The following is a 12,916-nucleotide window of genomic DNA, read 5'->3' as shown; positions in this document are numbered from 1 at the left end:
GTCTGTTGTTGTTTAGCTTATGGAAGTTCAGTTTATGGGAAAATGATTAACCTCAATCACTTATTGGAAAAAAGAAGTCTTGTTTTATTCTCCACTCACCATTTACCTTTACCCAAATAAGAGTAAACTTAGATGCTGAAGTCATATTTTTTCCCTCAGCATTTTTGTAATACATTCTTGAAATTCCGATCTGATTCACAACGTCTGCTGAAAGGACCTCGACTGACAAACTTTCTAATTTCCAATTATCCACTCCTCCAAACTTTGGCCAATAGGATTTAATTTCTTCTCCTTTTACAGAGGTTTTTGGGCCAATCACAGCTGCGTCTGAAGTATAAAAATCAGCCACCTCATTTAGATTACCTTGATTGAATTCTTCAGCCATTAATTGAAGGCGATCTTCAATTAAATTATGTGTAACTGTTGAATTACTTTGAGCATAGCTTGAATAATACACTGAAGAAAGCACTATTGAAAAAATAAAATATAGCTTCATATCATTGAATTTTAACTGAATCCATAAAATCATAAATCAAATCGAAATAAACATCAGGTCTATCTAACCAACCATAGTGAGCACATCTATCTAAAAGCTCCAATTGAGAATTTGGCAAAATATTATGAGCTGTTTCAGCAACTGAGGTCTCTAATAAATCATTCTTACCATGAAAGATTAATACTGGTTGTTCGAATGATTTCATGGATTCCTTTGTATCATAATTTATCCTTCTGAGATCCGACCATACCAAACCATTAAGCTGCATATTACCTTGAGTCATTCTTTCTGCTAAAACAGGGATGTATTCTCTGTTATACAAATAAGCAGGAGCCATAAATTCTCCTCTCTTCAATAAAGTGGCATAAGTGGTATCTCCTTCATTTATTTTGTTTCCATAATACTGAAGTGAATCCCATTCCATTTTTGTCAGTTTTTCACGTATATTTATTAAGGATAATAAGGCTAAATCCATTCCTCCTGAAGAGGATTGAATCATGGCTTTAACTCTTTCAGGATGCTTAGATGCATAATAATAGCCTAATATTCCACCGAAGGAATGCCCTAGCAATGTCCACTTTTCAATCTTGAGATGTTCCCTTAAGGCTTCAATATCCTTAACCATTAAGTCCATTGTGACTGTATTATTATGGACTTGATCTAAAGTGGACTTTCCTGTTCCTCTTTGGTCATAAATAATAGTTTGATATTTTTTAGCTAGTTCTTTCGCCAAATCGCCAAATCCATTACTATTCATTCCAGGTTCACCATTAATTATGAGGATGGTTTCTCCAGTTCCGTAAACTTTATAATGAAGTTTAGCTCCATTAGCTATTATGGTATTTTCTTGAGAAAATGCACTATTTAAAATAGTGAAAACAATAAATGCAGAGAGGAATATTTTCATAATGTATTTTAAAATTGAAATGTAGCTGCTAAAAATAGAAAGGCTATCCCCCAAAATGAGGGAATTAATCTTTATATTAAATCAAATGATCTTTTCTGGCTTTAGATATGGCTTCAGATTTTGAATTTACATTTAGCTTTAAGTAGATATTCTTTATATGAGAGCGTGCAGTTTCTTTGCTTATAAAAAGGTCTTCTGAAATTTGAGTGTAGCTTTTCCCTTCAGCAATCAACTTGAGTACGTCTGTTTCTCTATTAGAAAGTGGTGAATTAGGGTTAACATGAAAGTTCTGAATAACCATTCTTGCAATTTGTGAGCTCATTGGTGCACCTCCTTTGCTAATTTCTTCCAATGCTCTTATAATTTCTAAGTAATTAGCATTCTTAATAATATAGCCTCCAGCACCTGCTTTTAGTCCTTCAAATACCAAATCTGAGTCTTCATAAACCGTTACAATCACACATTCAGTTTTTGGGTTTTGTTCCTTTATTTGCTTAATGGCCTCAATTCCATTTATTCCTGGTAATTCCAAATCAACCATGGCAATATCTGGCTTTGTCTTATGTATTTCCTTTATGGCATCTTCTGCATTTTCATAAGTTTTATGCACAAAAAACTGGTCCGCTCCATTAATAATCAGCTCGAAGCTATACCTCAAATCTTCCTGATCCTCAATTATGATTACTTTCTTTTTAAACATGGGCTTGCTTTTTATGGTGGTTAATACGGATTTTTATTTCACATCCAGAATCTTTCGAGGCTATTTGATCTAAAAGAAAATCGGACCTTAATGCTCTTTGTTTCATGTTTTTGAGTCCATTGCCAGTTTTCTTACCAAAATCAAGGCAGCCACATCCATCATCTGATATTGTAATTTCTGCTTGATTGTTCAATGATATTTCAAAATTCAAATTCACATTTTTTGCTTTTGAATGTTTATAAACATTGGTCAGGGCTTCTTTTATCATCAAACTTAAATCACGGGCAGCTTTAGGGTTTAAAATTATGTGCTCAGCATTATTATTTTTATAAGTCCTAAAATTAATATCCGCTTTATCCAATAGGTTTTCTGCAAAGTCTTTAGCATTAAAGTAAACTTCCTCAAGGTTATTATTCTCTTTCCGCAAGCTCCAAATCAAATCCTTTGTAGAAACAAATAAGGAATTTGCCGCATTTTCAATCTTATTGACCACATTTTTTTGCTCATTTTGTAGGCCCCACATTTTAAGCACACCGCTTAAATTTATAATTTTAGCTAAGTGATTCCCCATTTCATCATGAAAATCTATAGCCATTTCCTTTCGCAATTCACTTTGTGCTTGTTCACGAATTTTAATAGTTTCAACTGCTCTGGCTGCCTTTGTTCTTGCCCTAATGATAAAGAATAATATAATTACAGCTAAGATGAAGGCAATAGTTATAGCACGAAACCAATCTGTTCTATAAAATGGAGTCGTAATAACAAAGCTTAATATTGCAGGATCACCTACCTTTTGATTATTGAATGATCGCCATACCTTAAAAGTATATTCTCCAGCAGGCAATTGTTTATAAATTGCAAACTTCTCATCTGATGCTGTTGAGATTGTCTCATCATAGCCTTCCAATTGATAGATAAATTTTAATCTTTCAGCTCCAAAATGAGCCACATTAAAATGGAATTTAAGGCTTCCGTGTCCAAAAGGTATTTCTAAAGACTTATCATCTTGCTGTTTTAACCCCAAAAAATCATCAACAGGCTCAAAAGATAAAGGCTCAACTCTTTCAATTACAATTGGATTAAAATTGCTAAGCGTCTCAGATTTTTTCTCTAAAATATTGTAAGGCACCACTACTGTTCCAGCAATGGTACTGGCAATTACCTTATTTCTGTAGTGGACAATTCCATTCATGAATGTCTCTGCACCACCTAATTTGTTTACATCTTGCAATTGAAAAACATTGAATGGTGCTTCATAATCCACTATATCGATCCCTAAACTACTTCCAACCCAAAGCTTTTCATTGATCAGTTTTAAAAAATAGATATAGCTACTACTTAAACCATTCGAATCATGAAAAAAATGTAGAATTTGATTTTGATTTAAATCATAAATAATAACTCCATATTGAGCATATCCTACAGCAAAAATCGAATCATTAATTTTTTCGATAGCCGTTACTGGTGCATTATTTAAAGTTTTATTGATGCTGAATTTATGAATTGAATCTTCTTCTAGAGTAAATAAACCACGCTCTGTTCCGATAAATATTTTGGAACCTAATGCTTTCATAGTCCAAATGGCCCCCTCACTTAAACCATTATTATGATCAAAATGCTTTATTTCTGAATCATTGAATATCCAAAATCCTTGAGATGAAGTTCCTACAGCAATACTATTATTTACTTTATTCAAAGAGATTACTCTTGAATTGACATCCTCAATCTTTTTTAGTTGATCAGTTTCTAGATTTAATTTAAACAATCCAGCTGCAGTCCCTATCCAAACGGAATCACCATCCTGTAAAATAGAACGAATCTCATTCATGCCTTCAACCTTAAAATCAATTTTATCAATCAATTCTTCTCCATCATAAATGTGAACCCCTGAATTATAGCTGCCTGCCCATAACTTTCCATTGATAGAATCAAATGCAAAATATCCGTTGATATTTTCATTTTCTGTTTCCTTTTCCAACAAATGCAATTTAGGCGCAGTAAAATGAAAAATTCCATTTAAAGTACCAGTCCATAATCCTTCTTTGGTTTTCAACAATCTGTAAACTTGAGTGGTCATTTCCTTAGAAATAATTTTCAAGTGATTACCCTCCTCAATAGTCCGAAATAGCCCTTCTTCAGTAGAAAACCAAATATTCTCATTCCATTTCTCTATTGAATATATATGATCTGAAAACGGTAAATGAACTTCCTTTATGAAATAGAAATTTTGATCATAAGCCATCATACTTTTCTCTCTCTGAACCCAAAATTGGCCATCAACTATATGAGTGGTGTTTCGATTGCTATACCCTTCTATTTGATCATCAACAAAAACATCATCAAATTGCTGTGTTTGTATATGGTTGTCCGTAATTGAAATTTTAAAAACTTTATTGTCGAAGAAAAAAACTAAAGAATCTTCATAAATTTCCGATTTCAGATACCAGTAATCTAAATCTGTTTCATCTACCAATCCTCCTTTCTCATTGATCAGTATTAATTTACCACTAAGGCTTTGAAGCAAATATTTCTGATTGGATACAGGAAATATTTTAAAGAATTGATCATCACTATTTTTAGAAATCGTATCTAACTTAGAATTGAAATCCGAGGTGTAGGACTTAACTTTATGTTGATTATTAACTTTAAATATTTTCCCCACACTTAGAACCCATGTACCAGTAGGAGTTTGTAAAACATCTCGAACAACCTCATATTTTAAACTATCATGCAGTGGTTTTAGATTTTTTCCATCCCATCGATAAACTCCACCACCTTGAGTCCCCACCCAAATATATCCAAGACTATCTTGCTTAAGAGCCGATATTTGGCTGTTTGATAAGCCAAAAGCATAGTTTATATGCTTCCTTTCAAATTTTTGGGCAGAAATTGATTGACCACATATAATGCTAAAGGCTAGAATTAAGATAGTAAATTGCTTTTGAAGCATGGACTTTCTCTATTTTTTAATGAATATCGTACAAAACTGTCATAATTCACAATATTCTATATCCCTCATATTGAGTGATATTAAGAAATAATCACTTTATCTATAATCTACATTTAACTTTAATATTCAGTCATTAAATCCTTCATCATTACAATTGCAGTGATGAACCGTAAGAAATATTTCCCCGACAAAGGGGGATTTTTGACATGAAAACAGGGTGTATGTTTGTAATGTTTAGGAAACAAAATGAAGCCCCGTAAAAAAGTAGAACCTTCTTCAATTCACTTCTTTGGGGCTTTTTTTATTCTAGTGCTCTCACATGCCCCAGTACAAAGCATTCCTTAAAAACTATTAATAGCTACTTTTTTACCCAACCCATAATTCATAGACCTACAAAATGAATCCACTAAACATTTATGACTGGTAAAAAAACAAAGTCAGAATGGTTAACTGACATCTTGTAAATCAATATTTATTATAAAAAACATGGCTCAAACTCAACTGATTTGAATTCTTTTGAGTACAATAGAACAGTCGTTGATATTCTATGATAAAAAAGTACCTCCAAAAGATTCAAAATTTCCTGAAAAGTTCAGATTTCCTTAAATCTGTTTTAGTTACATTTGGTATAGTTGTTCCGGTCTTGATAGGAATTCAACTCGACCTTCTCCCCTATTTTCTTAGCATTTCAATTGGGATGTTTTTAACCTCAAGTAGTGATGTCCCTGGAAGTCGAAAACATAAAAGTATAGGGATTTTAATAGCTTCCGTTATTGCCGTTTTGGCTACCATTATTATCGCAGCTACTGCATCCAATCTTTATCTATTAATTCCCATAATGGCATTGCTCATTTTTGGGATATCCTATATTTCAGTTTATGGCTTTCGTGCATCCTTAATTTCTTTTGCAGGATTATTGGCTATAGTATTAAGCTTTGCTAATCAACAAATAGGTTCAGAAATTTTTATCAATGCCATGTTTATCGGAATAGGTGGACTTTGGTCATTTTTGCTATCTTTCCTTTTTCATCCTTTTCTACAAAAGCGTCAAATCAATAATGAATTGACTGAATGCCTTCAATTAACGGCACAATATATTCGCATAAGGGGGAGATTGTCTATCACCATCCAAAATGAAGAAGAACTAAAGAATGAATTATTCGATTTACAGGTGAAAATTAATGCTTCACATGAGTCATTAAGAGAATTATTACTTAGCGAGAGACAAAACTCAGGTTTCTCCAATTACAAGAGAAAGCAATTGCTCATTTTCATTGAATTGATTGATATACTGGAGCTTTCAATGGCTAATCCGGCCAACTATGAAAAAATCAATGCCCTTTTTAAAAATCAACTTCCACTCATTAATCCTTTTATCGATCTGGTTTTTGAATTATCCAATAGACTGGAACAAATGGCGGAAGCCATGCATAAAAGCAGAAAACTCAAGCATAGAGATGACTTGGGGCCTATGTTTGAAAAATGCCGGGACAATATTCAAGCCTATGTGAATGAAGTAAAACTACCCAAAGCCAGAGAAGGAGCTTTGCTCTTGCATAATTTATTGGATTATGAAGAAAATCAGCTTCAAAAAATTCAATCCATAGAAAGAATTTTCCATGACTTTGAAAATCAAAATGATGTTGGTTTAAAAAGTAAAGAGGGCAAGCAATTCATCACCCAACAGGATTACGACCTTAATATCCTTAAGGAAAATTTCAGCTTTAAATCTCCGATTTTCAAGCACTCAGTACGCCTAACGATTGCCATGCTATTGGGCTTTGGAATAGGGACTTATTTTTCCTTACAAAACACTTATTGGATATTATTGACCATAGTGGTCATCATGCGCCCCGGCTATACATTAACCAAGGAACGATCGAAGCATAGGCTATATGGAACTTTTATTGGCGCAGCCATAGCTGGTGTCATTGTATTAATTACTCAAAACAGTTATGTATATGCCGTTCTCTCTATATTTTCTCTCACCTTGGCCTTGAGTTTTATACAGAAAAACTATAGAACCTCCTCTATTTTTGTAACGACCAGTATAGTTTTTATTTATGCCCTCATCAATCCTGATGCTTTTGAAGTCATTCAGTATAGAATCGTAGATACCATTATAGGAGCTTCTATTGCCTTTACAGCTGGTTCATTGCTTTGGCCTGCTTGGGAATCTTACAGCATCAATACCACCATCATACAAGCCTTAAGAGCCAACCAGAAATACTTGGCTGAAATCAATCGCTACTATCATCAGTCAGATGGTTTAACCGAATACAAATTAGCCAGAAAGGATGCCTTTTTGGAAATGGGAAACTTAAATGCTGCTTTTCAGCGGATGAGTCAGGAACCTAAATCACATCAGGATAATTTAGGGAAGATCAATGAGATAGTGGGCTTAAATCACACTATCTTGACTGCTATGGCCGCTTTAGGCACTTATATTTTAAATCATAAACATGAAAGCGTTTCGGAAGATTTTGAGGTTATCATCAAAACAGTGGATACCAATCTGAGACAAGCATTGCAATCTTTACTAAAGAAAGCCAAAACTGAAAATGTCGCAAAAGAAAAACTAGAAGAAGCCTACCAACATTTAGAAGAGAAATTTGAAAATTTGGTAGCTATCCGCACAAAAGAATTGGAAAAAGAAGAATCTAAACCTATTGATCCCGACTTTAGAAAAAGTTTGCAAGCTACAAGATTAATTACCGATCAATTGAAATGGTTGGTGACTATTTCTGGAAATTTGAAGAAGGTGGTAGGTGCTTTGGATAAGTAACAAACTAACATAGAAAACCCTGGAAATTCACTTCCTGTACTTATCATTCAGCCCCACTCCTTCCAAAATCATAGGCTTAATTTTCTCCAATCTGCTCATTTTTGTAACTTCTCTTTTGGCTGAATCTATGTGTTCAATATATTCTTTTTGCTTAAATGATGTTAGTTCTTCAAAGGCATCCTTGAATGATTTATCAGAAGTAAAAGCCTCTTGCAAAATTTCAGGGATTTCAATTTCATCTGATTTTTCTGGTTTCCATTTCAATCCTTTTTTCTCGTTTTCAATAGCTTCCTGGATATATTCCATGATTTTATCTTCATCCATTTCTTCCACAGAGGTGAATTGCCAATGGCGTAAAGCTTTGGTTTTTCCATCCTGGGAATTTACCAAAACCTGATAAGGATCTTTCAAAAACACTCCATTGAAAAACCATATACTGACATAATTTTTAAAAGCCCCTATCATTAATACATTTCCATTATTTAGGGTATAAACCTCTCCTCCCCATTTTTTGGTTTTCTCCAGTTCTGTTTTAATGATTATGGCTCTTAAAAATTCTAGCTCGTTTTGCCATTTTTTATTGTTGTTCATGAGTGTATTAGGTTAAAAAGTAATTCAATTTACTAAAATTTTAAAAATGGTGTTTCAAACTTAAAATAGGATTAGATTTTAATTAAATTTATGAAATCCTGAACTAGTAAATTAATTATATGAAATACTACCTACTTTTCTTTAAAACCATTGAAAATTATGTTGAAAAAAGAGCTCCCTATCGTGCTGAGCATTTAAAAATGGCAGAAACAGCCCATCAAAATGGCGATTTAATTATGGCAGGTGCGATGGCAGAACCAGCAGATGGAGCAGTTTTGATTTTTAAAGGTGAAAGCCCTAAAATAGCGGAGGATTTTGCCAAAAATGATCCATATTTGAAAAATGGTTTAATTGAAAGTTGGGAAGTTAGACCTTGGACGGTAGTTGTGGGAGAATTATAGTAATTATATAATCTTTATATTTGTAATAGAAATTATGAGTTTCAGTGTTATATATATTGATTGATTATTTCAAACAAGAAGTTAATGAAATCAGATAAATTAAATAAACCTAAAATCACGAAATACAACAGCTTCGAAGAGTTAAAATCCACTTCAAAAAAAAGTAGGAGATTAACGGATGAGGAAGCTTTGGAAAAAGCACTGGAACTTTTAGATTTTTTCAACAGTATCAAAAATGCTAAATCCCTGAATTAAAGATTATTATCATATGAAATCCCACGAATATCAATCCTTGATCAAATGGACAGGCAACAAAGGAAAGGGCACTAAATCCTATACTTCCTACGAAAGATCGTATGACATTATAATTGAAAATAAACCTACTCTAAAAGGAAGTGCCGACCCAGCATTTAGAGGCAATGCTGAGCTCTATAATCCTGAAGATTTATTTTTAGCTTCTATCTCCTCTTGCCATATGTTGTGGTATCTGCATTTCTGTTCAGTGAACAAAATTACAGTAATTGATTATCAGGATAAAGCAACTGCAACTATGGAAGAAACAGCTGAGGGAAAAGGTCATTTTACTAAAGCTATTTTATATCCTGAAGTAGTGATTTTAGAAAAAGATAAAATTGAATTAGCGGAATCACTCCATCAAAAAGCAAATGAGTTTTGCTTTATCGCCAATTCTTGCAATTTTCCAATTCAGCATAAGTCTAAGGTGACTACTCAAGAAAAAGATTACTAAGGTTAAACATCTTTTCTATATTTTACCTGAAGACCATTCAAAAAATTTCTTAAATATTGATCCAAAAAAGGACGGTATTGAGATTGTTTAGGGTTTCTTAGAAATGCGGTTACCTCATGCGGACTAATCGGTTTACCTGCCAATTTAAAAACCTCTGTTATATCCTCCGTTTTTAATTTCAACGCAATTTTAAGTTTCTTAAGGATGGTATTATTATCCAGTATTTTTTCAGGCTTAGGTTGCTCTCCCTCTCTTTTACCTCTTTTTTCGTTTATTAAGCCATTTAAAAAAACAGCTAGTTGATCATCATGAATTTCTTTATACTCTGCATGATCATCGCTTTTTAGCCAATCCGTAACCAATGACCTTGTGACTTTATAATCTGCACTTTCAAAAATAGCTATCATCTGTTCATCACTATAATCAAAAATATAGCGGATCCTTTTTATAATATCATTGTTGGTCATCTCTACTATTTAAAGTGCTATAAATAAAAAAGACTGTTTCAAATTTGATATCAATCTTATAGATCTAATATCTTAAACTCTGAAACAGTCTCTGAATGAAGTATTTTGTCTAATTTTAGACCTTATTTTATGATAATGCTTTTTTCATAGTCTCACCAATATCAGCTGGAGACTGAACAACATATATACCGCATTCGTCCATAATTTTCATTTTAGCTTCTGCAGTATCGTCTTTTCCACCAATGATAGCACCGGCATGTCCCATTCTTCTTCCAGCTGGGGCAGTTTTACCGGCAATAAATCCAACAACAGGTTTTTTGTTACCATTTTCTTTTATCCATCGAGCAGCTTCTGCTTCATAATTTCCACCGATTTCACCTATCATTACAATAGCATCAGTTTCATCATCTTCCATCAACATTTGTACAGCCTCTTTGGTAGGAGTTCCAATGATTGGGTCACCACCAATACCAATGGCAGTCGAAATACCTAAACCAGCTTTTACGATTTGGTCAGCAGCTTCATAAGTTAAAGTTCCTGATTTAGAAACAACCCCTATTCTTCCTTTCTTGAAAACGAATCCTGGCATGATACCTACTTTAGCCTCACCTGGAGTAATAACACCTGGGCAATTTGGACCTATTAGGGTTAAATCTTTATCTTGAATATAAGTTTTTGCTTTCATCATATCCTTCACAGGAATTCCTTCCGTAATGGTGATGATAACTTTGATTCCTGCATCGGCAGCCTCCATAATGGCGTCTGCGGCAAAAGCAGGTGGAACAAAAATGATGGATACATTTGCGCCAGCTTCTTTAACAGCATCTTCGACAGTATTGAAAACTGGTCTATCTAAATGTTTTTGACCTCCTTTTCCTGGAGTGACGCCACCTACTACATTGGTGCCGTATTCTATCATTTGCTCAGCGTGGAATGTTCCTTCTGAACCTGTGAAACCTTGGACAATTACTTTAGAATCTTTATTTACTAAAACGCTCATTATGCTCTGTTTAAAGTTTTTGCAAAAATAGAAGAAAAGGCTTCATTCACAAAGTAATTTCGTGCTTGTTTCGGAATAAATTACACATTGATAATTTAAACAATCATTAAACTCATTGATTTAGCATTATTGATAACTAAATTTCATCTATGCCAAAAATGCTTAGAAAAAGTGAATTGCCTTCCAAAATATGTCCAATGTGTAATAGACCATTTACCTGGAGGAAGAAATGGAAAAAGGATTGGGAGACTGTAAAATATTGTAGCCAAAAATGTGGTAGAATGGCAAAAAAAACAATAGTAAGAGCAAAATTCTGGATATTAAACTCATTTTCCCTATCTTACTTTTATGAAAATTCTTAACGTTCAACAAATACGAGAAGCTGATCAATACACCATCAAAAACGAGCCTATCGAAAGTATTGATTTGATGGAAAGAGCTAGTCGAGCAGTGGCGAATTGGATTTCTAAACATTTCTCAAATGAATATGCAGTTATCATTTTAGCTGGTTCTGGGAATAATGGTGGAGACGGATTGGCAATAGCAAGATTGCTTGCGAATCAAAGGTATAAGGTAAATGTCGTTTTAGTGATGAGCGAATCTGGTTCAGATGATTTTGAACAAAATTTAGACAGATTAAGGTCAATTCATGAGGTTGAAATAGTTGATGATTTAGAACCATTAAATCCTACAGATAAAACTATTTTTATTGATGCCATCTTCGGTTCAGGACTCTCCCGCCCTATTGAAGGAAAAATTGCCACTTATATAGAAAAAGTAAATTCGGTGAAAGGAATAAAAATAGCAGTAGATATCCCTTCCGGTATTTTTGCAGATGAACCTAGTCCAGGAAATACAATTTTTAAAGCTGATTATACATTAAGTTTTCAAGTGCCGAAACTTGCTTTTATGATGGCCGAAAATCAGCAATATATTGGAAAATTTGTAATTTTGGACATAGGATTATTGCCAGATTTTATAGATAGTTGCGTAAGCGAGTATTCAATTTTTGAATTAACAGATGAGGTTAAGTCACTTTTAAAAGTAGAAAGTACTGCTCATAAAGGCATAAGAGGTCGAGCTACTATCATAGCGGGTGGACATGCTAAAATGGGAGCCTCAATTATAGCAGCAAAAGGTGCACTGCATTCGGGAATTGGCTTGTTATCTGTTCAATCTTGTCCGCATTGTATCAACATCATTCAGATTCAAATTCCAGAAGCCTTGATTTTAGAGGATGAAAATGAATATGTATTAGGAAGCTTCCTGAATTATGCGAATCAAGATGTTATAGTTTTTGGTCCTGCTGTAGGTTTTGCCAATAAAACAGTAAAGCTTTTAGAGGAATTATTAAAGAACTATAAAGGTCAACTAATATTGGATGCAGATGCTATTTCTATTTTATCAGAATACAGGGAATTATTGCAACTATTACCAAAAGGAGCAATTTTAACTCCCCATCATGGAGAGTTTAAAAGGCTAGTTGGAAATTATTCTAATAATTTTGAAGCATTGGTGCAACTAAAGTCCTTTTGTAAGCATCATAAGGTTGTAGTCGTATTAAAAGGGAAACATACTGCTGTTTGTAATGAAAAGGGAGAAGTAAGTTTCAATACTACAGGAAATTCAGGCATGGCAAAAGGTGGAAGTGGAGATTTATTATGTGGAATAATGGCTGGAATTGCTCCAAGAGTAAAAAATACTTTTATAACGGCAAAATTGGCAGTATATTTGCATGGAATTTCAGGAGATAAAAGTTTGAAATATTATGGGGAAAATTTTATGACTCCAACAACTATGATTTCAAATCTGAAAGAAGCATTTATAGAAATAGAAAAGTAGCTATACACTAAAACATATAACGGTTTTAA

13 protein-coding genes are annotated in these 12,916 nt (G+C 33.5%); 6 read left to right on the top strand and 7 right to left on the bottom strand.

Annotated features, from left to right (window positions below; all coding sequences use genetic code 11):
* Positions 1 to 52: 52 nt before the first annotated feature.
* The 4 genes from ABWH96_RS08600 to ABWH96_RS08585 all read right to left on the bottom strand — a co-directional run bounded on the left by ABWH96_RS08600 (position 53) and on the right by ABWH96_RS08585 (position 5,053).
* Positions 53 to 496, bottom strand: coding sequence for a YybH family protein (locus tag ABWH96_RS08600; RefSeq protein WP_375581047.1), 444 nt, complete (start codon positions 494 to 496; stop codon positions 53 to 55).
* A 1-nt stretch (position 497) separates the two neighbouring features.
* On the bottom strand, positions 498 to 1,403 hold the full coding sequence (locus ABWH96_RS08595) for an alpha/beta fold hydrolase (protein WP_375581046.1): 906 nt from the start codon (positions 1,401 to 1,403) through the stop codon (positions 498 to 500).
* Between the two features lie 76 nt (positions 1,404 to 1,479).
* Positions 1,480 to 2,103 carry a response regulator gene (locus ABWH96_RS08590; protein WP_375581045.1) on the bottom strand — a complete coding sequence of 208 codons (624 nt, stop codon included), beginning with the start codon at positions 2,101 to 2,103 and terminating at the stop codon, positions 1,480 to 1,482.
* The gene (locus ABWH96_RS08585; protein ID WP_375581044.1) at positions 2,096 to 5,053 is read right to left on the bottom strand and encodes a two-component regulator propeller domain-containing protein; all 2,958 of its coding nucleotides are present in this window, start codon (positions 5,051 to 5,053) and stop codon (positions 2,096 to 2,098) included. Before ABWH96_RS08585 ends, ABWH96_RS08590 begins: the two co-directional genes overlap by 8 nt.
* A gap of 547 nt (positions 5,054 to 5,600) precedes the next feature.
* On the opposite strand from ABWH96_RS08585, the gene ABWH96_RS08580 reads away from it, so the two are divergent.
* A complete protein-coding gene (locus ABWH96_RS08580; protein WP_375581043.1) occupies positions 5,601 to 7,838 on the top strand; it encodes an FUSC family membrane protein in 2,238 nt (745 codons plus the stop codon).
* Positions 7,839 to 7,865: 27 nt separating this feature from the next.
* On the opposite strand, the gene ABWH96_RS08575 is transcribed toward ABWH96_RS08580, so the two are convergent.
* The gene (locus tag ABWH96_RS08575; protein ID WP_375581042.1) at positions 7,866 to 8,429 is read right to left on the bottom strand and encodes a YdeI family protein; all 564 of its coding nucleotides are present in this window, start codon (positions 8,427 to 8,429) and stop codon (positions 7,866 to 7,868) included.
* 119 nt (positions 8,430 to 8,548) lie between these two features.
* Here ABWH96_RS08575 and ABWH96_RS08570 point away from each other — a divergent pair, with 119 nt between their 5' ends.
* The 3 genes from ABWH96_RS08570 (at position 8,549) to ABWH96_RS08560 (ending at position 9,578) form a co-directional block, all read left to right on the top strand.
* The gene (locus ABWH96_RS08570; RefSeq protein ID WP_375581041.1) at positions 8,549 to 8,830 is read left to right on the top strand and encodes a YciI-like protein; all 282 of its coding nucleotides are present in this window, start codon (positions 8,549 to 8,551) and stop codon (positions 8,828 to 8,830) included.
* 84 nt (positions 8,831 to 8,914) lie between these two features.
* Complete coding sequence (locus tag ABWH96_RS08565) at positions 8,915 to 9,085, top strand: hypothetical protein (protein ID WP_375581040.1); 171 nt, start codon at positions 8,915 to 8,917, stop codon at positions 9,083 to 9,085.
* A 13-nt stretch (positions 9,086 to 9,098) separates the two neighbouring features.
* Positions 9,099 to 9,578: an OsmC family protein gene (locus ABWH96_RS08560; RefSeq protein WP_375581039.1), complete on the top strand. Its 480-nt coding sequence runs from the start codon at positions 9,099 to 9,101 to the stop codon at positions 9,576 to 9,578.
* Between the two features lie 2 nt (positions 9,579 to 9,580).
* On the opposite strand, the gene ABWH96_RS08555 is transcribed toward ABWH96_RS08560, so the two are convergent.
* Entirely contained in the window at positions 9,581 to 10,045 is a 465-nt protein-coding gene (locus tag ABWH96_RS08555) for a DUF1456 family protein (protein WP_375581038.1), read from the bottom strand.
* Positions 10,046 to 10,172: 127 nt separating this feature from the next.
* Positions 10,173 to 11,045, bottom strand: coding sequence for a succinate--CoA ligase subunit alpha (sucD, locus tag ABWH96_RS08550; RefSeq protein WP_375581037.1), 873 nt, complete (start codon positions 11,043 to 11,045; stop codon positions 10,173 to 10,175).
* 149 nt (positions 11,046 to 11,194) lie between these two features.
* On the opposite strand from sucD, the gene ABWH96_RS08545 reads away from it, so the two are divergent.
* Both ABWH96_RS08545 and ABWH96_RS08540 read left to right on the top strand, forming a co-directional pair.
* Complete coding sequence (locus tag ABWH96_RS08545) at positions 11,195 to 11,407, top strand: DUF2256 domain-containing protein (protein ID WP_375581036.1); 213 nt, start codon at positions 11,195 to 11,197, stop codon at positions 11,405 to 11,407.
* Positions 11,394 to 12,887, top strand: coding sequence for an NAD(P)H-hydrate dehydratase (locus ABWH96_RS08540; protein WP_375581035.1), 1,494 nt, complete (start codon positions 11,394 to 11,396; stop codon positions 12,885 to 12,887). Before ABWH96_RS08545 ends, ABWH96_RS08540 begins: the two co-directional genes overlap by 14 nt.
* Positions 12,888 to 12,916 lie beyond the last annotated feature (29 nt).

This window comes from Marivirga tractuosa, from assembly GCF_042140215.1.
Taxonomy (GTDB): Bacteria; Bacteroidota; Bacteroidia; order Cytophagales; family Cyclobacteriaceae; genus Marivirga; species Marivirga tractuosa_A.
This window is presented reverse-complemented; position numbering and strand designations above follow the sequence as displayed.